This window comes from Cellulomonas sp. P2_F12, from assembly GCF_056403775.1.
Genome location: NZ_JBFUEV010000009.1, coordinates 122,604 through 141,163, shown reverse-complemented (window position 1 = coordinate 141,163; position 18,560 = coordinate 122,604). Strand labels below are relative to the sequence as shown.

General features: G+C 73.8%; 26 protein-coding genes. 13 read left to right on the top strand and 13 right to left on the bottom strand.

The genetic code is table 11. The features are described 5' to 3' along the window. Window positions 1-7: 7 nt before the first annotated feature. The gene (locus tag AC1DWH_RS17255; protein ID WP_477094724.1) at window positions 8-622 is read right to left on the bottom strand and encodes a class I SAM-dependent methyltransferase; all 615 of its coding nucleotides are present in this window, start codon (window positions 620-622) and stop codon (window positions 8-10) included. Window positions 623-731: 109 nt separating this feature from the next. Between AC1DWH_RS17255 and AC1DWH_RS17250 the strand changes: the two genes are divergently transcribed. Then, the gene (locus tag AC1DWH_RS17250; RefSeq protein ID WP_477094723.1) at window positions 732-956 is read left to right on the top strand and encodes a chemotaxis protein CheW; all 225 of its coding nucleotides are present in this window, start codon (window positions 732-734) and stop codon (window positions 954-956) included. Window positions 957-966: 10 nt separating this feature from the next. On the opposite strand, the gene AC1DWH_RS17245 is transcribed toward AC1DWH_RS17250, so the two are convergent. After that, window positions 967-1,404 carry a nitroreductase/quinone reductase family protein gene (locus AC1DWH_RS17245; RefSeq protein WP_477094722.1) on the bottom strand — a complete coding sequence of 146 codons (438 nt, stop codon included), beginning with the start codon at window positions 1,402-1,404 and terminating at the stop codon, window positions 967-969. Window positions 1,405-1,546: 142 nt separating this feature from the next. Between AC1DWH_RS17245 and AC1DWH_RS17240 the strand changes: the two genes are divergently transcribed. Beyond that, the gene (locus AC1DWH_RS17240) at window positions 1,547-2,887 is read left to right on the top strand and encodes an NAD(P)/FAD-dependent oxidoreductase (RefSeq protein WP_477094721.1); all 1,341 of its coding nucleotides are present in this window, start codon (window positions 1,547-1,549) and stop codon (window positions 2,885-2,887) included. Here AC1DWH_RS17240 and AC1DWH_RS17235 read toward each other — a convergent pair. Further along, the gene (locus tag AC1DWH_RS17235) at window positions 2,884-3,312 is read right to left on the bottom strand and encodes a VOC family protein (RefSeq protein WP_456844475.1); all 429 of its coding nucleotides are present in this window, start codon (window positions 3,310-3,312) and stop codon (window positions 2,884-2,886) included. The genes AC1DWH_RS17240 and AC1DWH_RS17235 overlap by 4 nt on opposite strands. Before the next feature lie 59 nt (window positions 3,313-3,371). Between AC1DWH_RS17235 and AC1DWH_RS17230 the strand changes: the two genes are divergently transcribed. Beyond that, window positions 3,372-3,782, top strand: coding sequence for a type II toxin-antitoxin system PemK/MazF family toxin (locus AC1DWH_RS17230; protein ID WP_456844474.1), 411 nt, complete (start codon window positions 3,372-3,374; stop codon window positions 3,780-3,782). 80 nt (window positions 3,783-3,862) lie between these two features. Continuing rightward, complete coding sequence (locus AC1DWH_RS17225) at window positions 3,863-5,107, top strand: MFS transporter (protein ID WP_477094720.1); 1,245 nt, start codon at window positions 3,863-3,865, stop codon at window positions 5,105-5,107. 7 nt (window positions 5,108-5,114) lie between these two features. Here AC1DWH_RS17225 and AC1DWH_RS17220 read toward each other — a convergent pair whose 3' ends face one another. Beyond that, on the bottom strand, window positions 5,115-5,786 hold the full coding sequence (locus tag AC1DWH_RS17220) for a hypothetical protein (protein WP_477094719.1): 672 nt from the start codon (window positions 5,784-5,786) through the stop codon (window positions 5,115-5,117). Between the two features lie 99 nt (window positions 5,787-5,885). Here AC1DWH_RS17220 and AC1DWH_RS17215 point away from each other — a divergent pair, with 99 nt between their 5' ends. The 4 genes from AC1DWH_RS17215 to AC1DWH_RS17200 are packed head-to-tail and all read left to right on the top strand — an operon-like array spanning window position 5,886 to window position 9,283. Further along, entirely contained in the window at window positions 5,886-6,677 is a 792-nt protein-coding gene (locus tag AC1DWH_RS17215) for a dioxygenase family protein (RefSeq protein WP_477094718.1), read from the top strand. A 49-nt stretch (window positions 6,678-6,726) separates the two neighbouring features. Next, on the top strand, window positions 6,727-7,644 hold the full coding sequence (locus tag AC1DWH_RS17210) for a metalloregulator ArsR/SmtB family transcription factor (protein ID WP_456844978.1): 918 nt from the start codon (window positions 6,727-6,729) through the stop codon (window positions 7,642-7,644). Beyond that, a complete protein-coding gene (locus tag AC1DWH_RS17205) occupies window positions 7,641-8,054 on the top strand; it encodes an arsenate reductase ArsC (protein WP_477094717.1) in 414 nt (137 codons plus the stop codon). The genes AC1DWH_RS17210 and AC1DWH_RS17205 overlap by 4 nt, the downstream gene beginning before the upstream one ends. Continuing rightward, window positions 8,051-9,283: an APC family permease gene (locus AC1DWH_RS17200; protein ID WP_477094716.1), complete on the top strand. Its 1,233-nt coding sequence runs from the start codon at window positions 8,051-8,053 to the stop codon at window positions 9,281-9,283. Before AC1DWH_RS17205 ends, AC1DWH_RS17200 begins: the two co-directional genes overlap by 4 nt. On the opposite strand, the gene arsM is transcribed toward AC1DWH_RS17200, so the two are convergent. Next, complete coding sequence (gene arsM, locus AC1DWH_RS17195; RefSeq protein WP_477094715.1) at window positions 9,276-10,028, bottom strand: arsenite methyltransferase; 753 nt, start codon at window positions 10,026-10,028, stop codon at window positions 9,276-9,278. The genes AC1DWH_RS17200 and arsM overlap by 8 nt on opposite strands. A 90-nt stretch (window positions 10,029-10,118) precedes the next feature. Between arsM and AC1DWH_RS17190 the strand changes: the two genes are divergently transcribed. Both AC1DWH_RS17190 and AC1DWH_RS17185 read left to right on the top strand, forming a co-directional pair. Next, window positions 10,119-10,490 (top strand): ArsR/SmtB family transcription factor, encoded by a 372-nt coding sequence (locus AC1DWH_RS17190; RefSeq protein ID WP_477094714.1) that lies wholly within the window; start codon window positions 10,119-10,121, stop codon window positions 10,488-10,490. Beyond that, window positions 10,487-10,987, top strand: a complete 501-nt coding sequence (locus AC1DWH_RS17185) for an N-acetyltransferase family protein (protein ID WP_477094713.1) — start codon at window positions 10,487-10,489, stop codon at window positions 10,985-10,987. The genes AC1DWH_RS17190 and AC1DWH_RS17185 overlap by 4 nt, the downstream gene beginning before the upstream one ends. 1 nt (window position 10,988) lies before the next feature. Here AC1DWH_RS17185 and AC1DWH_RS17180 read toward each other — a convergent pair whose 3' ends face one another. Continuing rightward, entirely contained in the window at window positions 10,989-11,312 is a 324-nt protein-coding gene (locus AC1DWH_RS17180) for an ArsR/SmtB family transcription factor (RefSeq protein ID WP_477094712.1), read from the bottom strand. Window positions 11,313-11,317: 5 nt separating this feature from the next. Further along, a complete protein-coding gene (locus tag AC1DWH_RS17175; protein ID WP_477094711.1) occupies window positions 11,318-12,526 on the bottom strand; it encodes an MFS transporter in 1,209 nt (402 codons plus the stop codon). 59 nt (window positions 12,527-12,585) lie between these two features. On the opposite strand from AC1DWH_RS17175, the gene AC1DWH_RS17170 reads away from it, so the two are divergent. Continuing rightward, window positions 12,586-12,918 (top strand): ArsR/SmtB family transcription factor, encoded by a 333-nt coding sequence (locus AC1DWH_RS17170; protein WP_477094710.1) that lies wholly within the window; start codon window positions 12,586-12,588, stop codon window positions 12,916-12,918. Continuing rightward, window positions 12,903-13,544 carry a cation diffusion facilitator family transporter gene (locus AC1DWH_RS17165; protein ID WP_477094709.1) on the top strand — a complete coding sequence of 214 codons (642 nt, stop codon included), beginning with the start codon at window positions 12,903-12,905 and terminating at the stop codon, window positions 13,542-13,544. Before AC1DWH_RS17170 ends, AC1DWH_RS17165 begins: the two co-directional genes overlap by 16 nt. Here the strand turns inward: AC1DWH_RS17165 and AC1DWH_RS17160 are convergent. The 5 genes from AC1DWH_RS17160 to AC1DWH_RS17140 are packed head-to-tail and all read right to left on the bottom strand — an operon-like array spanning window position 13,541 to window position 16,356. Then, window positions 13,541-14,410, bottom strand: coding sequence for an alpha/beta fold hydrolase (locus AC1DWH_RS17160; RefSeq protein WP_477094708.1), 870 nt, complete (start codon window positions 14,408-14,410; stop codon window positions 13,541-13,543). The two genes, AC1DWH_RS17165 and AC1DWH_RS17160, sit on opposite strands and share 4 nt — an antisense overlap. A gap of 21 nt (window positions 14,411-14,431) precedes the next feature. Further along, the gene (locus tag AC1DWH_RS17155) at window positions 14,432-15,022 is read right to left on the bottom strand and encodes a TetR/AcrR family transcriptional regulator (protein WP_477094707.1); all 591 of its coding nucleotides are present in this window, start codon (window positions 15,020-15,022) and stop codon (window positions 14,432-14,434) included. 25 nt (window positions 15,023-15,047) lie between these two features. After that, a complete protein-coding gene (locus AC1DWH_RS17150; RefSeq protein WP_477094706.1) occupies window positions 15,048-15,413 on the bottom strand; it encodes a fluoride efflux transporter FluC in 366 nt (121 codons plus the stop codon). Continuing rightward, window positions 15,410-15,835 carry a fluoride efflux transporter FluC gene (locus AC1DWH_RS17145; protein ID WP_477094705.1) on the bottom strand — a complete coding sequence of 142 codons (426 nt, stop codon included), beginning with the start codon at window positions 15,833-15,835 and terminating at the stop codon, window positions 15,410-15,412. The genes AC1DWH_RS17150 and AC1DWH_RS17145 overlap by 4 nt, the downstream gene beginning before the upstream one ends. Next, complete coding sequence (locus AC1DWH_RS17140; protein WP_477094704.1) at window positions 15,832-16,356, bottom strand: universal stress protein; 525 nt, start codon at window positions 16,354-16,356, stop codon at window positions 15,832-15,834. Before AC1DWH_RS17140 ends, AC1DWH_RS17145 begins: the two co-directional genes overlap by 4 nt. Before the next feature lie 51 nt (window positions 16,357-16,407). On the opposite strand from AC1DWH_RS17140, the gene AC1DWH_RS17135 reads away from it, so the two are divergent. Further along, window positions 16,408-17,055 carry an NADPH-dependent F420 reductase gene (locus AC1DWH_RS17135; protein WP_477094703.1) on the top strand — a complete coding sequence of 216 codons (648 nt, stop codon included), beginning with the start codon at window positions 16,408-16,410 and terminating at the stop codon, window positions 17,053-17,055. Window positions 17,056-17,060: 5 nt separating this feature from the next. Here the strand turns inward: AC1DWH_RS17135 and AC1DWH_RS17130 are convergent, their stop codons facing one another. After that, complete coding sequence (locus AC1DWH_RS17130; protein WP_477094702.1) at window positions 17,061-18,542, bottom strand: MFS transporter; 1,482 nt, start codon at window positions 18,540-18,542, stop codon at window positions 17,061-17,063. Window positions 18,543-18,560 lie beyond the last annotated feature (18 nt).

The following is an 18,560-nucleotide window of genomic DNA, read 5'->3' as shown; positions in this document are numbered from 1 at the left end:
GCACCCCTCAGCGCGGCGCCGTCGTCGCCCAGACCCGCTCGACCAGCCGCCAGCGGGACGCCGCGCTCTCGACGAGCGCGAGACCCGCGTCCTCGAGCAGCAGCGACGGGCGCCGGCGGTGGTGCTCCCCGGCCCGCTTCGGGGTGACCAGGTCGAGCACGCGCTGCACCCCCCGGCCCAGGAGTGCCGACGACTCGACGTGGTCGGCCATCAGCAGCCGGCCGCCCGGTCGCAGCACCCGGGCCAGCTCGCGCAGCGCGGCGAGCTCGTCGGGGACGCAGCACATCGCCAGGGTGCAGACGACGGTGTCGAACGAGTCGTCGGGCAGGTCCAGGTCGGCGGCGTCGGACCGGAGCAGGCGGACCGGGACGCCGAGCGACCCCGCCCGGTCCGACGCCGCGGCGAGCATCGCGGGGCTGACGTCGGTGACCGTCAGGTCGGTGGCACGGTCCGCGTAGTAGGGCAGGTTCGCGCCCGTGCCGACAGCGACCTCCAGCGTGCTGCCCGAGACGCGGTCGGCGATCCACCGACGGGCCGGGGCGAACAGCCGCGGCTCCAGGAAGGCGGTCGTGCGGTCGTACGTCGCCGCCTGCTCGTCCCAGTACCCCGCTCCGCCTTTCACGCCAGCGCCTCCTGTGGGCCTTTCGGCCCGGTCCGGTACCCCACCGGGGTGGGACGATGGTCAGGTCGGCGATCCCGACGCTCGAACCAGCACCCACCAGGAGCACGCCATGTCCGCCGCCACCGCCTCCCCCACCCTCTCGCCGATCTCGCTGTCGCGTCGCGTCGCCGACCTGTCCGAGACCGTGCGCTGGGCGCCGGCTCCGCGATGGGGACGTTCGGCCGGCGAGCACGGGCGCTTCGCCGCCTACCTGGGCGGCAGCATGATCGCCTGGACCCTGATCGGCGTGGGCGCGTCGGCTCTGTTCGGGCAGCTGCTCTCGCTGCTGGGCTGATCACCGCCGCTCACCGGTGAGCGGCAGGCTCCAGGAAGACGAGCGGGATCACGCGCGACGTCCGCTCCTGGTACTCGGCGTAGTTCGCGAGCGCGGCGGTGACCCGGGGCCAGAGCTCCTCACGCTCCGTGGGCGTCGCCACCCTCGCCAGCATGGGCGTCGGCCGGCCGCCCGAGACCGCGACCTGCACCTGCGGGTGGTCGCGCAGGTTGAGGAACCACGAGGGGTGACGGTCGTCGCCCCCGGCCGACGCGACGACCACGAGCGCCGGCCCGATCTGCAGCGGCGCCGTCAGCATCGAGACCCGAGCCTTGCCCGAGCGGCGACCGACGGTCGTGAGCTCCAGGGACGGCAACCCGAGCAGGTCGCCGCCGAACCTGCCACGGCTCACCTTCACGAGCGCACGATGCAGCCCGCTGAGCGTCCTCATCACGACGGTGCTGGTCACGCGCGGTTCCTCACCCGCTGACCGTACGCCGGTGCGACGACGGCGAGGACCGCCGCGCCCCCCGTCCCGGCGGCCCGAATCGCCGCAGGGCACTGCCCACCGCCCCCGTCCCGCGCCATGCTGGTCCCCGGGGGGAGGCGGCATGCGCGATCGGGACGAGATCCGTCGGGTGGTGGTGGTCGGCGGCAGCCTCGCCGGCACGCTCGCCGCCGCGGCGCTCGCCGGCGCAGGCCGGACGGTCGTCGTGCTCGAGCGCGACGTGCTGCCCGACGCCCCCGGGCCGCGCAAGGGCGTCCCGCAGGGGCGGCAGCCGCACGTGTTCCTGCACCGCGGGCTGCTCGCGATCGAGGAGCTGCTGCCGGGGGTCGACGCCGACCTGCGGGCGTCCGGTGCCGTGCCGCTGGACACCGGGCACCTGGCCTGGCTGGGCGAGTCGGGGTGGGCGCCGCGCGCGGAGCAGTACGGGATCGTGTCCGCGACCCGGCCGCTGTTCGAGCACGTGGTGCGGCGCCGGGTGCTCGGCCTGCCGGGCGTCGAGGTGCGGGACGGCACGGTGGTGAAGGGGCTGCGCCGGGGTCCGTCCGGCGGGCCGCGGTGGTTCGTCGACACCGAGGACGGCGAACCGGTCCCGGCCGACCTCGTGGTGGACGCGTCGGGTCGGTCCTCGCGGCTCCCACACTGGCTGGAGGCGCTGGGTGTGCGACCTGCGCGGACCACCCAGGTCGACGCGCGCGTGGGATACGCGACGGCGGAGGTGCAGGTGCCGATGGGGACCGTCGTCGTCGACGGGATCGTGGTGCTCCAGACGCCCGAGCGCTCCGGCGGCCTCGCGCTGCCGGTCGAGGGCGACCGTTGGCTCGTCTGCGCGGTCGGGTCCGGTGACCGTCGGCCCGGGCGGGACCACGCGGCATTCGTCGGATCCCTCGCCTCGCTCCCCGACCCGGCCCTGGCCTCCCTCGTCGGCGACCCGTCCGCCGAGGTCGCTCTGCACCGGCAGACCGGGAACCTGCGGCACCACTACGACCGGGTGCGCGGGTGGCCGGACCGCCTGCTGGTCGTCGGCGACGCGCTCTGCGCCTTCAACCCGGTGTACGGCCAGGGCGTGACCATCGCGGCGCTCGAGGCGCTCGCGCTTCGGGAGGCCGTTCGTGGCCGGTGGCACACGCGACGCCTGCTCCGGCGGTTCGCCCGCCTGGTCGACCTCCCCTGGCAGATCGCCACCAGCGAGGACCTGCGCTATCCCGCCGCGGGCGGCCGCGTGCCCCGGTTCTCCGCCCTCTTCTCCCGGTGGACGCGCGAGCTCGGCCGGCTGGGCGCGCACGGCGACGTCCTCGCGCAGGCGTCGATGGCCCGCGTCTACCACCTCATGGGATCGCCGCTGCTGCTCCTGCGGCCGGCGCTCCTGGCACGGGCACTGCGGGCGCGACGACGGGGCTACGGGGAGGAGACGCCGCGGCCTCGGGTGTTCGCCTCGGAGTCCTAGGCGCCGAACCGGCCCCGCGCGTCGAGCGGGATCAGCGGCTTCTCGCCGCGGACCTTGAGCTGCTGCACCGCCCACGAGTTGCCGTCCGGGTCGCTGAACCCGAAGAACGTTCCGCCGTCGCGCTCGTCGAAGACCGTGATCTCCGAGGCCTCGACCCCACGGGAGATCAGCTCCGCGCGGGCGGCCGCGGCGTCGGCGACCACGAGCTGGAGCCCCTTCAGCGAGCCCGGCGCCATCTCGGACTGCGAGGGCAGGTTGCCGATCACGATCGAGCAGCCGGAGCCGCGCGGGGTCAGCTGGGCGACGTGCATGAACTCGTTCACCGTCTCGTGGTCCAGGTCGAACCCGACCTGGTCGCGGTAGAACGCGATGGAGGCGGCGAGGTCGCTCACCGGCACGACGACGACTTCGAGGGTCCAGTCCACGGGAGCTCCTTCGCTCGGATCTGCAGGGAGGGCACCACTATGGCCCCTACGCTGCGCGGATGAACGAGATCGCCCAGCTGCCCGCGACCCACCCGTGGGCGATCGTCGGCGCCGTCGCGGCCGTCCTCGCGCTCGGGTGGTTGCTCCGCCCGCGGGGACGGCGCCCCCGGCCGGGCGAGGTCTGGTTCGCGCTGGTGCCGTTCGAGGACGGGTCAGGCGGCAAGGACCGGCCCGTGCTCGTGCTGGCCGTCGACGGCGGCACGTACGAGGTCGCCCGGTTCACGTCGCAGGACCGCAGCGCGCGCCGCGACCACGTGCGAGTGCCGCAGGGTGTTCCCGGGCTGCCGAAGGCCAGCTGGCTCAACCTGCGTCCGTTGTCCCTGCGCCGGTCCGCCTTCCGCCGATGCTCCGGCGTCCCGGGTGAAGCCTTCGTCGACTGGTACCGCAGCGCGGCCGGGGACCGCGTGTGATGCGTCTGCACGAAGACGAGGTGCACCGCGCTGCATTGTGGTGTCGCCGGGTCGCTCCGGGCGACTAGCGTCTCGGCCTTGTGAGTCAGATCGTCGACGTCGTCGTCCCCCCGCGGCTGGGCACCAGGTTCCGGTGGCTGCTGGCCTCGTCGTGGAGCTCGAACCTCGGCGACGGCATCGTCATCGCCGCCGGGCCGCTGCTCGTCGCGAGCCGGACCGACGACGCCTTCCTGGTCGCCCTGGCCGCGCTGCTGCAGTGGTTGCCGCCGCTGGTGTTCGGCCTGTGGGCCGGGGCGCTGACGGACCGGCTGGACCGGCGGCGGCTGGTGATCCTGGTCGACTCGCTGCGGACCGTCGTGCTGGTGCTGCTGGCGGTCGCCGTGGCCACCGACGTCGCGTCGATCCTGCTGGTGCTGATCGCGATGTTCCTGCTGGGGACGGCCGAGACGTTCGCGGACAACGCGTCGAGCACCCTGGTCCCGATGCTGGTCAAGCGCGACGACCTCGCCCTGGCCAACAGCCGGATCCAGGCCGGGTTCGTCACGGTGAACCAGCTGGTGGGCCCGCCTCTCGGCGCGTTCCTGTTCGCCGCCGGACAGGCGCTCCCGTTCGCCGCCGAGGCGATCCTGGTGGCCGCCGGAGCGGTGCTGATCTCCCGGATCGCGCTCCCGCCGCACCGCAGCGAGCGGCCCGACACCCACATCCGCCACGACATCGCCGAGGGCGTCCGCTGGGTGCGGCACCACGCCGCGGTGCGGACGCTCGTGCTGACCATCCTGATCTTCAACGTGACGTTCGGAGCGGCGTGGTCCGTGCTCGTCCTCTACGCGCGGGAGCACCTCGGGCTCGGCGCGATCGGGTTCGGGCTCATCACGACCGTCGGGGCGCTCGGTGGGCTCGTCGGCACCGTCTCGTACGGGTGGATCACGCGACGGGTCAGCCTGGCGAACCTCATGCGGATCGGGCTCATCGTCGAGACGCTCACCCACCTCGCGCTGGCGCTGACGACCACGGCCTGGTTCGCGCTGCTCGTCTTCTTCGTCTTCGGGGCGCACGCGTTCGTGTGGGGGACCACGTCGGTGACCATCCGGCAGCGGGCGGTGCCGACGGAGCTGCAGGGGCGCGTCGGCAGCGTGAACCTGGTCGGGGTGTTCGGCGGGCTGGTGGTCGGCGCGGCGATCGGTGGGGTGCTCGCACAGCGGTACGGCGTGACGGCGCCGTTCTGGTTCGCGTTCGTGGGGTCCGCCATCTTCGTCGTGCTCATCTGGCACGAGCTGCGGCACGTGGCGCACACCGACGAGCAGGACGCGCCCGCGCCGGCGTGAGGACCGGTCAGGCGGCGTCGGGGATCGGCACCAGGCGGGCGCCGTGGACGCCGGCCCTCTCGAGCTCCTCGACCAGGATCGTCATCATGGTGCGCGCCGCCTCGGGGTAGCCGGCGCCCTGGGTGTCGATGGAGTAGCCGAGGCCGGCGCCGTCGTCGTCGACCCCGCTGACGTAGGCCACGATCAACGTCTCCTCGACCGCGGGGTCCTCGAGCTGCGAGGCCGGGTGCTCCACGCCCTCCGCGTCGACCATGAAGATCCGGGCCGCCGCCGCCTCGAGCCCGGCGCGGACCGCGGCCGGGTCGCCGCCCACCACCTCCACGTCGTTGTCGAGCATCGGCGTCCAGCCCCACTCGTCGGTCCACGGCGCGAAGAGAGCCGGGTCCGCCGTGACGTCGCCCTGGCCGAACTCCGTGGTCACCGCCGTGCCCCACGTGCGCGCGATCCACGCCAGGTCCTCGGGCTCGAGCACGTACTCCATCGCGTGGTACGCGGCGTCGTAGGCCTGGACCCACCGGGCCTCGACGTTGGCGTCGACCCCGGGCGCGCTCGGGGACGCCACGGGCGCGGCCACGGAGGGCGCCTCGGACCGGACGGGCTGGCTCTCGACGTCGAGGGGCCGGCACGCCGACAGCAGCAACGCCGCGGCCACGACGACGCCGGTCCATGCTCCGCGCACTGCACTCCTTCGGCCGCTGGGGTTCATCGACGGATCGGCAGATGCGGCCCGGCACCTGAGCACAGCGTGCACACAGGGGTCGCGCCGAGACTGGTGTGCATGACACGACGCTGGCTCGACGCGCGCGGCCGCGAGCTCGACGAGGACGACCGCGGTCTGGTCTACGACGTGCGCACGCTGATCGACCGTCGGCAGGTGCTCGGGCTGTTCGGCGGCGTCAGCGCCGCGGTGCTGCTGGCGGCGTGCGGGGACAGCCCGACCACCTCGCTGTCCGAGGTTCCCGACGAGACCGCCGGCCCGTTCCCCGGCGACGGGTCGAACGGCGTGAACGTGCTGGACGACTCGGGGATCGTGCGCAGCGACATCCGGTCCAGCTTCGGCTCGTCGAAGGTCACCGCCGAGGGTGTTCCCCTGACCGTCCAGCTCACCGTGCGCGACGCGACGACCGGCGACGCGATGACGGGCGCCGCGGTCTACATCTGGCACTGCGACCGCTCCGGCGCCTACTCGCTGTACGGGGACGGGCTGGCCGACGTGAACTACCTGCGCGGCGTGCAGGCGGTCGACGCCGACGGGACGGCGACGTTCACGTCGATCTTCCCGGCCTGCTACTCGGGCCGGTGGCCGCACATCCACTTCGAGGTCTACGGCAGCATCGACGACGCCGTCGCGAGCGGGCCCATCGTCACGACCTCGCAGATCGCGCTGCCGAAGGAGACGTGCACGGCCGTCTACGCCACCGACGGGTACGAGCAGTCGGTGCAGAACCTCGCGCAGGTGAGCCTCGCGTCGGACATGGTGTTCGGCGACGACGGCGGGATCCACCAGATCGCGTCGATGAGCGGGTCCGCCGGCGAGGGGTACACCGCGGCGCTGACCGTGGGGGTTTGACCGCTGCATCGAAGTAATTCAATATAGGCAGGTGACCGCGACGACAGCCATGAGTGCGCCGGCGGCCGAGGACGTCGCCCGCGCGCTGAAGGCCCTCGCCGACCCGCTCCGCCTGCGCGCCCTGTCGCTCATCGCCGCCAGCCCGACCGGCGAGGCGTGCGTGCTCGACATCAGCGAGCTCACCGCCGTGTCGCAGCCGACGGTCTCGCACCACCTCAAGGTGCTCAAGGACGTCGGGCTGGTCACGTCCGAGCGGCGCGGGACGTGGGTCTGGTACCGGATCGCGCCCGAGCACCGCGACGCCGTGCGGGCGGTGCTGGAGGCGTTCACCGCGGTCGACGCGCGGCCCGCCGAAGCGCTGCCCGACCTCGACCACCGTCTCGACGAGGTCGCCGCCGACCTCGCGCCGCGGTACCCGACGATCGACCCGGCTCGCGTCCGGGACGTCGTCCGCGACTCCGCGACGGCCCTCGCGCGGACCGGCGGCCTGCGGACGCAGCTGGTCGGGCTCACGCAGCGGTTCGCCCGCCAGCGCCTGGACGACCTGGTACGGATCGAGGGCGGGGCGACCGTCCCGCGCGTGCTGTTCGTCTGCGTCGCCAACGCCGGACGGTCGCAGCTGGCCGCCGCCCTGCTCGAGCACCACGCGGGCCCGTCGGTCCTGGCCCGCTCGGCCGGGTCGCGGCCCGCGGCACTCATCCACACCCACGTCCGCCCGGAGCTGGAGGCGCTGGGGGCCGACGGCTTCCCCAAGCCCCTGACCGACGACGCCGTCCGCGCCGCCGACGTCGTCGTGACGATGGGCTGCGGCGACGTCTGCCCGGTCTACCCCGGGATCCGCTACGAGGACTGGGCCGTCGGCGACCCGGCCCTCGCCTCCCCCGACGGCGTCGCGGCGATCCGCGCCGACATCGACACCCGCGTCCGTGCCCTGCTCGAGTCCCTCGACATCCCTGGAGAGTCATGACCAAGCCCAGCGTCCTGTTCGTGTGCGTCCACAACGCCGGCCGGTCCCAGATGGCCGCGGGGTTCCTCACCGCGCTGTCGGGCGGCGCCGTCGAGGTCCGGTCCGCCGGGTCGATGCCCGCCGACAAGGTCAACGCCGTCGCCGTGGACGCCATGGCGGAGGTCGGCATCGACATCCGCGCCGAGCAGCCCAAGGTGCTGACCACCGAGGCGGTGCAGGCCTCCGACGTCGTGGTGACCATGGGCTGCGGCGATGCGTGCCCGTACTTCCCCGGCAAGCGGTACGAGGACTGGGTGCTCGAGGACCCCGCCGGGCAGGGCATCGAGTCCGTGCGCCCGATCCGCGACGAGATCCGCGGCCGGATCCTCGTGCTCCTCGCCGAGCTGGGCGTGACACCCGTCCCCGCGTGACCGCGCTCGTCCGACGGCTCGGGGTTGCCGACGCGGTCGTCGTCGGGCTCGGCGCGATGCTGGGCGCCGGGGTCTTCGCGGCGTTCGGCCCGGCGGCACAGGCCGCGGGATCGGGTCTGCTCATCGGGCTCGGGCTCGCGGCCGTGGTCGCGTTCTGCAACGCCACCTCGTCGGCCCGGCTCGCGGCGGTGCACCCCGAGTCCGGCGGCACCTACGTCTACGCGCGTCGCCGCCTCGGCCCGTTCTGGGGGTTCCAGGCGGGGTGGTCGTTCGTCGTCGGCAAGACGGCCAGCTGTGCGGCGATGGCCCTGACCTTCGCGTCCTACGCGGCGCCCGGGCACGCGCGGCCGGTCGGCATCCTCGCGGTCGTCGCGCTCACCGCCCTCAACTACCGCGGCGTGCAGAAGTCCGTCCTGGTCACGCGGGTGATCGTCGTGCTCACGCTGGCGACCCTGGCGGTCGTCGTCGTGGCCTCGCTGGCCGGGGGCCCCGCCACGCCCGACAACCTGGCCCCGTTCCCCGGCGGCGACCTGCGCGGCATCCTGCAGTCCGCGGGCCTGCTGTTCTTCGCGTTCGCCGGGTACGCACGCATCGCCACGCTCGGCGAGGAGGTGGTCGAGCCGCAGCGCACGATCCCCCGGGCCATCCCGCTCGCGCTCGGCGTCGTCCTGGTCGTCTACCTCGTCGTCGGCGTGAGCGCGCTGCTTGCCGTCGGCGCCGACGGGCTGGCGGCGGCAGCCGCCCCGCTGCGCGCCGTGGTCGAGGCGGGGTCGATGTCGGCGTGGAGCCCGGTCGTGCAGGTCGGCGCGGCCGTCGCGTCCCTCGGCGCCCTGCTCGCGCTGATCCTCGGGGTGTCCCGCACGACCCTGGCGATGGCGCGCGACCGCGAGCTCCCGCCGTTCCTGGCGGCGGTGCACCCCCGGCACGGTGTCCCGTACCGGGCCGAGCTCGCGGTCGCGGCCGTCGTGATCGTCCTCGTCGCCACCCTCGACCTGCGGGGGGCGATCGGGTTCTCGTCGTTCGGCGTGCTGACCTACTACGCGCTGACCAACGCCAGCGCCCTGCGGATGACGGCGGACGAGAGGCGGCCGCCGCGGTGGGTGGCGGTCCTCGGGCTGGCCGGCTGCGTCGTGCTGGCGCTGACCCTGCCGGTCGCGTCCGTGATCGGCGGGGCGGTCGTCGCGCTGGTCGGCGCCGGGGTGTGGGCCGTCCGCCGGTCCGTCAGCTGACGAGTGGCTTGCGGGCCCGGACGACCGCGCCGTGCATGCCGTCCGCGACCTCGTGGGTGAAGGTGACCTCGGCATCGGCGAACCCGGCCGCCGCCAGGCCCTCGAGGTACTCGCTGCGGGACAGCGCACCGGCGATGCACCCGACGAACGAGCCGCGCTCGGCACGCTGCTCCGGCGTGAGGTGGTCCTCGGCGACGACGTCCGAGATGCCGAGCCGACCGCCCGGCACCAGCACGCGGAAGGCCTCGCCGAGGACCGCGGGCTTGTCGGTGGACAGGTTGACGACGCAGTTCGAGATGACGACGTCGACTGCGGCGTCGCCCAGGGGCAGGTCCTCGATGGTCCCGCGGAGGAACTCCACGTTCGTCGCGCCGGCCCGCTCGGCGTTCGCGCGGGCCAGCTCCAGCATCTCGTCGGTCATGTCGACGCCGTAGGCGAAGCCGGTCGGGCCGACCCGCCGGGCGGACAGCAGCACGTCGATGCCACCGCCCGAGCCCAGGTCGAGCACGCGCTCACCGGCCCGCAGCTCGGCGACGGCGAGCGGGTTGCCGCACCCGAGCGACGCCGCGAGCGCCTCCGCCGGGAGGGTCACCGCGTCCTGCGCGTCGTAGAGCCCCGCGCCGAACCTCTCGTCGACCTCGGCCGACCCCGGGGCGCACGAGCCCCCGCCGCAGCACCCCTCGTCGACCACCTGCACCGCCGCCAGGGCGTACCGCTGCCGGACCTGCTCACGCACGTCGTTCATGTCTCTCTCCGCTCATCCATCGACAACCATCAATATGTACGATGGTCCCAGACATCGACACTTGTCAATGTCTGCGGCAGAATGGATGCCATGACCCTCGATCTGCTCCCCGTCCTCCCGAGCTCGCGCGCCTGCTGCACGCCGCAGACGCGCGACGCGATCAGCGAGCCCGCTGCCGCCGGCCTGGCCCAGGTGCTCAAGGCACTGGCGGACCCGACGCGCCTGCGCCTGGTCTCCCTGATCGCCGCGCACGACGGCGCCGAGGCCTGCGTCTGCGACCTCACCGAGCCGGTGGGACTGAGCCAGCCGACGGTCTCCCACCACCTCAAGGTGCTGGTCGACGCGGGCCTGATCACCCGCGACAAGCGCGGCGTCTGGGCGTACTACGCCCTGGTCCCCGGCGCGCTCGACGCCGTCACCCACCAGCTCGGCGTGCACCTGGCCGCGGGCGCCGCCGCATGAGCGCGGTGCGCATCGCCCCGATGACCGCGGAGCACTGGACCGACGTCGACCGGATCTACGCCGCCGGGATCGCCACCGGGCACGCGACCTTCGAGTCCGCGCCGCCGACCTGGGAGGCGTTCGACGTGGGCCGGTTGGCGGACCACCGGCTCGTCGCGCTCGACGAGGACGGGACGGTCGTCGGCTGGGCGGCCGCCTCGGCCGTCTCCGACCGCTGCGCCTACGCCGGCGTCATCGAGCACTCGGTCTACGTCGACCCCGTGGCGCAGGGTCGCGGCATCGGCCGGGTCCTCCTGACGGCGCTGCTCGACGACGCGCGGGAGAAGGGCGTCTGGACCGTGCAGTCGGGGATCTTCCCCGAGAACGCCGGCAGCCTGGCGGTCCACGCGGCGACCGGGTTCCGGGTGGTCGGCACGCGCGAGCGGCTGGGCCGGATGACATACGGCCCCCTGGCGGACCAGTGGCGCGACGTCGTCCTCGTCGAGAAGCGCCTCTGACCTACCGGTGGTGCGGCGGCACCGGGTACAGCGTGTGCTCGGTGTGCTGCAGCACGTTGGTGACCAGCGCGGACACGTGCTCGTTGGCCTGCGAGTAGTAGATCGTCGTGCCGGCGCGCCGGGCCGTCACCAGGTGGCCCGCGCGGAGCTTGGCCAGATGCTGCGAGACGGCGGGGGTCGGCCGGTCGAGCGCCTCGGCGATCGCGCTCACGGACATCTCGGTGCCGTCGAGCATCGCGAGGACCGCGAGCCGCGTGCGGTCGGCGAGCAGGCGCAGGATGTCGACCGCGTGGTCGAGGTCGGCGTCGGGGCGCGTCGTGGACATCGTCGTCATGATGGCAGGATCTCGACCCTGGCCGGCGTCCGCCACAGCGCGGCGCCCACGATCGTGCCCACCGTCGCGACGACCGCGAGCACGAGGGCGGCGGCGGGCAGTCCGGCCGCACCCAGCCAGCCGGCCAGCGGGTAGGTGAGCAACCAGCAGGCGTGCGACAGCGAGAACTGCGCGGCGAACGCGGCGGGGAGGTCGTCCTCGGACACCTCGCGTCGGATCAGGCGCCCGACCGGGGTCTCGACGCACGCCCACCCGACCCCGACGAGCACCCACAGCACGCAGACCGCGACGACGCCGACGTGCAGCGCGAGCGGCACAGCGGCCGTCGCGACGCAGAGCACGACCGCGCCGCCGAGCATGACCGGCCGCTCGGGGAGTAGGCGCAGCACGCGCGGGAGCGAGAGTGCCGCGGCCATCGACCCGAGCCCGTTGGCCGCGAGGACCAACGCGACCGCCCCGTCGCCCAGACCGAACACGCTCCGCACGATCACCACGGTCTGCACCAGCACGAACGCGCCCGCCGCCGCGACGACGAGGTTCAGCGCGAGCACCGGTCGCAGCGCGGGCGTCCGCACGAGGAGCTCCGCGCCGCGCCGGAGCCGCACGCGGAACGGCGTCGGCGAGGTCGGCACGGTCCCCCGCGGAAGCACGGTGGAGCCCACCAGCAGCGCGGAGCCCGCGAACCCGGCGGCAGTGCCGACGAACAGCGCGTTCGCGGGCACGACGAGCAGCAGCGCGGCCGCGAGCACGGGCGAGAGGACCGCCTCGAGGTCGTACGCCAACCGGGACAGCGACAACGCCGAGGTGTAGTCGTCCTCGTCGGGGAGGACCTGCGGGATCACCGACTGGAAGGTCGGCGTGAACGTCGCCGACGCCGCCTGCAGCACGAAGATCAGCACGAACACCTGCCACACCTCGCCGACGAACGGCAGCGCGAGCGCGACGACGAGCCGCAGCACGTCCGAGCCGATCATCACGGCCCGGCGCGGCAGCCGCGCCACGACGACGGCGGCGACCGGGGCGACCAGCACGTAGGCGAGCATCTTGATCGCGAAGGCCGTGCCGAGGACCGCTCCCGCGTCGGCGCCCGCGAGGTCGTAGGCCAGCAGGCCGAGGGCGACGGTTGCCAGGCCGGTGCCCGCCAGCGCGACGACCTGCGCGGCGAAGAGCCGCCGGTACACCGGGTGGGCGAGGGCGCGGATCACGCTCCATCATTGCATGATTACGCAACTAGACAGTAAAAGTTTGCGTGTACTGTCGGTCCATGGCGACGGTCACCCTGACGCACACGGCAGCGCTCGCCCGGCTCGGTCACGCACTGTCCGACGAGACGCGCAGCCGCGTCGTTCTCGCGTTGCGCGAGGCACCGGCCTGCCCGTCCGACCTGGCCGACGCGCTCGGTGTCTCCCGGCAGGTCATGTCCAACCAGCTCGCCTGCCTGCGCGGGTGCGGCCTGGTCGAGGCGATCCCCGACGGGCGGCGCACCTGGTACCGGCTGGCCGACCCGCACCTCGCGCCGGCGCTGGACGACCTGCTGCGGCTCGTCGTCGCCGTCGACCCCACCTGCTGCGGGCCGGGCGCATGCACCTGCTCGTGAGCCGGCGGGCGATCCTGGAGCGACGGATCCGGTGGGTCGTCGGGCTGACCATCACGTACAACGTCGTGGAGGCGGTCGTGGCCCTGTGGGCGGGCCGCGCCGCGTCGTCGTCCGCCCTGGTCGCCTTCGGCCTCGACTCGGTGGTCGAGGTGCTGTCCGCGATGGCCGTCGCCTGGCAGTTCACCGCGCCGGACCCGGAGGTGCGCGAGCGCACGGCCCTGCGGCTCATCGCGGTCTCGTTCTTCGGTCTGGCGCTGTTCGTCTCCGTCGACGCCGTGCGGACGCTGCTGGGCGCCTCCACCCCGGAGCACTCGACCGCGGGCATCGTCCTCGCCGCCGTCAGCCTGGTCGTCATGCCGGCGTTCTCCTGGTTCGAGCGCCGCACGGGCCGCGAGCTCGGCTCGTCGTCGGCGGTCGCGGACTCGAAGCAGACGCTGCTGTGCGCGTACCTCTCGGCGGTGCTGCTGGTCGGCCTGGTGCTCAGCAGCACGCTCGGCTGGACCTGGGCCGACCCGGTGGCGGCGCTCGTCATCGCCGGCTTCGCGGTGCGCGAGGGCCTCGAGGCGTGGCGGGGCGACGCGTGCACCGTTCCCGTGAGCGCTCTGACGCAGAGCGACGACGCCTAGCTCGCCGCGTGCGCCACGATCCGCTTGATCGTCTCCTCGTCGCGCAGGATCCGCCGGTGCCCCAGCCCCTCGCTGACCACCAGCTCCGCGCCGGGCCACGCGCGGGCGATCCGGGCGCCGTCCTCGTGGTCGGCCTCCTTGTCGTCCCGGTCGCTGAGGACGAGCGCCGCGGGCAGCGGGCCGGCCGTGTTCGCCGCGCGGACCGGGATGTCGAGGTCGGCCAGCCGCCGCCCCGCGAGCGCCTCCATCCGGACGACGAACCGGTGCCGGGTCTGCTCGCTGAACCCGAGGGCGTGCGCGAAGCCGACGGTGTAGGTGCTGGGGTCGGCCAGGGGCGTGACCAGGACCAGCCGGTCGGTGACCGTGCCGTCCAGCACCGCCAGCGCGCTCGCGGCTGCCCCCATCGAGTGGCCGACGACCGCGTGCGCCGGACCGTGCGACGCGATCACGGCGTCGAGGGCGGCCATCATCTCGGGCAGGGTGGTCCGGCGACGCCCCAGCGCCCCCGGGCCCGAGTCGCCCTGCGCCGGGGAGTCGTAGGCCACGACCCGGAGGCCGGCGTCGACCAGGGGCTGGACCAGCGGCGCCAGCTGCGCGCGGTGGCCGCCCCAGCCGTGCACCAGGTAGACGGTCGGGCCGGTGCCCCACGCCTGTCCGACGATCGGCCCGACGCGGAACGCGGCGCCGCCGGGGATCGTCGGCCGGTGCTTCGCGCGGGCGGGCCGGCACCACAGGCGCAGAGCGCCGCGCGCGACGAGCTCGGGCGCCACGCGGTCGAGGGCACCGACCGACGCGCGGACGAGGGGCGGGACCGGGGGCAACTGCGTACGAACGGTCGTGCTTTTTTCGGCCGACGACTGGGTCATGGCGAACTCCTTCGGTGCGGATCAGTCCGTGCGCAGGAGCGACTGCATCAGCCGCTCGAAGGCGAACCGGGTGCGGGACTCGGAGGCCGGGTCGTGCAGCAGCCGGTGCGCGTGGAAGTGGGCCAGCAGCAGCCCGTGCATGTCGTGCGCGAACTGCTCGGGGGCCAGGTCGTCGCGGAACGCCCCGTCCTTCGCGCCCGAGCGGTACACCTGCGCGAGCGTGTCCTGCAGGTCCCAGTGGTCGCGGACCAGCTGGTCCCGGACGGGCCCGGGCTGGTCGTCGAACTCGGTCGCGGCCGAGACGAACAGGCAGCCGGCCGCGCCCGACGACGACGTGGTCAGCCAGCGCTCGAACAGCACCCGCACCCGCTGCTCGCCGCGGGGAGCGGCCAGGGCGGGCCGGATCACCTGGTCGACGAAGTGCTCGCGCGCGGCAGCCAGGACGGCGAGCTGGAGCGCCTCCTTGGAGCGGAAGTGGGCGTAGAGACCGCTCTTCGACATGTCGGTCGCGGAGGCGAGGGTGCCGATGGTGAGCCCGGAGACGCCGAGACGCCCGGCGATCTCGACCGCCTGGTCGATCACCGCCTGCCGCGTCGCCTCACCCTTGCTCACGAGACATGAATAGCACGATCGTGCGTCAGAGCGCCATGATGGCGACGCCGAGGGCCGCCGCCCCCAGGCACAGGACGAGAGAGCCCACGGCGTTCACGGTCGCCCGCCGCAGCTCGCCGGCCTGGATCAGGCGGACCGTCTCCACCATCGCGGTGGAGAACGTGGTGTAGCCGCCGCAGAACCCCGTCGCGGCGACCGCCAGCCACGTCGGACCGAGGCCGCGGTAGAGGTGCGCGCCGTTGAGCAGGCCGATGAGGAACGAGCCGGACACGTTGATCAGCAGCGTGGCCAGCGGGAAGACGCGGGTCCACCGGCTGCGCACCGAGCCGTCGACGACGAAGCGGGTCCCCGCACCGACCCCGCCGAGGACCGCGATCAGCAGCAGGGTCATGAGGCGTGCCGCCAGCGGTGGTGGCGCGCGGCCAGCGCGATCCCGGCGATGCAGGCCAGCAGGCCGAGCACGACGCTGAGCACCCCGTACAGCAGACCCATGGTGACCTGGCCGGCGGCGAGCAGCCGCTCCATCTCGATGGCCAGGCTGCTGAACGTGGTGAACCCGCCGAGCACGCCGGTCCCGGCGCCGAGCCGGACCACGCGCCCTCGTCGCGACTCGGACCCGCGGCGCAGCAGCGCCTCGAGCAGCGCGCCGAGCAGGAACGAGCCGAGCAGGTTCTCGACGAACGTCGCGGTCGGCCACCCGGACGCAGACGTGCCCACGGTCTGGGTCAGCGCCCAGCGCGCCGTCGTCCCCACGGCACCGCCGAGCGCGACGACCGCGACGAGGCGCGGGTCGAGGTGCGCCGGTCGGGTCACGAAGGCTCCTCCGGGCTCTGGGGGACGATCGTGACCGGCAGCGACTGGGTGTGCGCGAGGTGCCCGGCGGTCGAGCCGCCGATGAGGTGGTTCATCCAGCCGCCCAGGCCGGGCCGGCGGCTCCCGATGACGAGCAGGACCGCACCCGACCCCGCGGCGACCCGGGCCAGCGCGCGCGACGCCTCGCCGACCGTGTAGACGAACCGCCAGGCGACGTCCGCGCCCTCGAGGCTGCGCTCCAGCTCGGCCGCCAGGGCGGTCTCCGCGACGCCGTCGCCCTCGGTGCTGTCGGCGTGGTCCGGGTCCAGCGGCGTGGTGACCAACGTGCCGTCGGGCTCCTCGGCGACGAAGCTGCGCGCGGGGTCGGACCAGACGCAGAGCAGGTCGGCGCCCATCGACCGCGCCAGCGACGCCGCCCGGTGCACCACCACCGGCTTCTGCGCCGGGATCACGCCGACGACGACGGTCGGGGCACCGGAAACGGGCGTGCCGTGCCACGGGTGCGGTGTGGAACGGGTCACTCGCCGAGGCTACGCGGGAACAGGTACGCCGACGCACAGGTTGCGCTGCCCATGACCACCATCGGATTCATCGGCGCCGGACACATCGGCGGCACCCTGGCCCAGCTCGCGATCGACCACGGCTACGACGTCGTCGTCAGCAACTCCCGCGGGCCGGAGACCCTCACCGACCTCGTCCAGCAGCTGGGCGACCGGGCGCGGGCGGGCACCCCGGCCGAGGCCGCGTCCGCCGGCGACATCGTCGTCGTGACCATCCCGACCAAGAACGTCCCGGACGTCCCCGTGCAGCCCCTCGTCGGCAAGGTCGTCATCGACACCAACAACTACTACCCGCAGCGCGACGGCCAGATCGAGGCCCTCGACAACGAGTCGACCACCGTCTCCGAGCTGCTGCAGAGCCACCTGCCCGCCTCGCACGTGGTCAAGGCGTTCAACAACATCATGTTCAGCGACCTCGGCTCGCAGGGCGTGCCGGCCGGGACCCCGAACCGTCGTGCGCTCTCGATCGCGGGCGACGACACCGACGCCAAGGCGACGGTCTCGGCGCTCATCGACCAGTTCGGCTTCGACGTGGTCGACGCCGGCGAGCTGGCCGAGGGCTGGCGCGCCCAGCGCGACACCGCGGCCTACGTGCAGCCGTACGACGCCGACGGCATGCGCGCGGCGCTGGCGAAGGCGGTCCGCTACCGCGACATGTGAGCCGCTCAGGGCGCGTCGAAGACCTCGTCGCGCTCCGGCGACGGCTCGTCGTGCGGCTCGTGCTCCTGGATCTCGTGGACGACGTCCGCCAGGTGCACGGCCGTGCGACGCGCCCGCCGGACGGAGAGCACCGCGTGCGTGGCCAGCCCGAGGAACACGAGGGCGCACGCGATCGAGCTGATCACGAAGGTCAGCTCGATCCCGTCGGCGGTCGGGTGCAGGTCCGGGCCCAGGTGGCTGGCGATGACGGCACCGGCCACGGCCGCACCCACCGACCCGCCGACGGTCCGCAGCACCTGGTTGAACGAGACCGCGCTGCCCAGCTCCTGCGCGACCACCCCGCGGGCTATGAGGCCCGGCATGGCCGCGTAGGTGGTGCCGATGCCGATCCCGATCAGCAGCATGCCCGCCAGCAGCTCCCACAGCTGGTCGTGCGCGACCAGCAGCAGCACGTTGGCGAGCGTGACGAACGCGGCGCCGATCGGGAGCAGCATCGTGAAGCTCACGCGGTGCGCCTGGGCACGGGCGACGCGGCTGGCCAGCTGGCTGCCGACGGAGATCGGGAGCATGACGAACCCGGCCCAGAACAGCGGCAGCCCGACGCCGTACCCGGTCGATGTCGGCGCCTGCGCGACGAGGCTGATGACCGAGACGCCGATGTACATCGACATGCCGATGCTCAGCGCGGTGGCGTTGGCCAGCAGCACGTCCGGGCGGCGCAGCAGGTCGAGCCGGATGAGGGGGTGGTCCGTGGCGAGCTCGCGCCCGACCCAGACGGCGAGCACGACGATCGCGGCGGCCAGGACTCCCAGCGTCGTGGCCGAGCCCCAGCCCCAGTTCGGCCCCTCGCTGATCCCGAGCAGCAGCGCCGCGAGCCCTACCCCGAGCAGGGCCGCCCCGAGCGTGTCGAACGGTTGCCGGAGCCCGCGGTCGTCGGGCCCGGCCGGCACGGTCACCAGCACGACCACGACGGCCGACACGACGAACGCCGCCGCGAACCAGAACGCCCAGCGCCAGTCGAACGAGTCGGCGATGATCCCGGTCAGCGGGTAGCCCAGGCCGATCCCCGTGGCGACCGTGACGGACAGCGACGCGATCCCCGCCTGGACCTTCTCGGGCGGCGAGTAGCGGCGCGCGAGCGCGATCGTCATCGGGGTGATCGCGTACGAGAGGCCCTGCAGCGCGCGCCCGACGAGCAGCACGCCGAACGACTGCGCCGTCGCCGCCAGCACCGAGCCCACCAGGATCACCCCGAGCGTGACCAGCAGGATCCGCTTCTTGTGGGGTCCGTCGCTCAGCCGCCCGAGGACCGGCGTGGCGATGGCTCCGACCAGCAGGTTGATGGTCAGCGTCCACTGCGCGGTGCTGACCGAGACGCCGAACGCCGCGGCGATCGTGGGGACGAGCAGCAGTCCGAGCGAGCTGATGATCGCGGCCGCGAGCGCGGCGTAGACCAGCGCGGGGACGAGTCGTCTGCCAGCAGCCATGCCCGCCACTCTGGCACT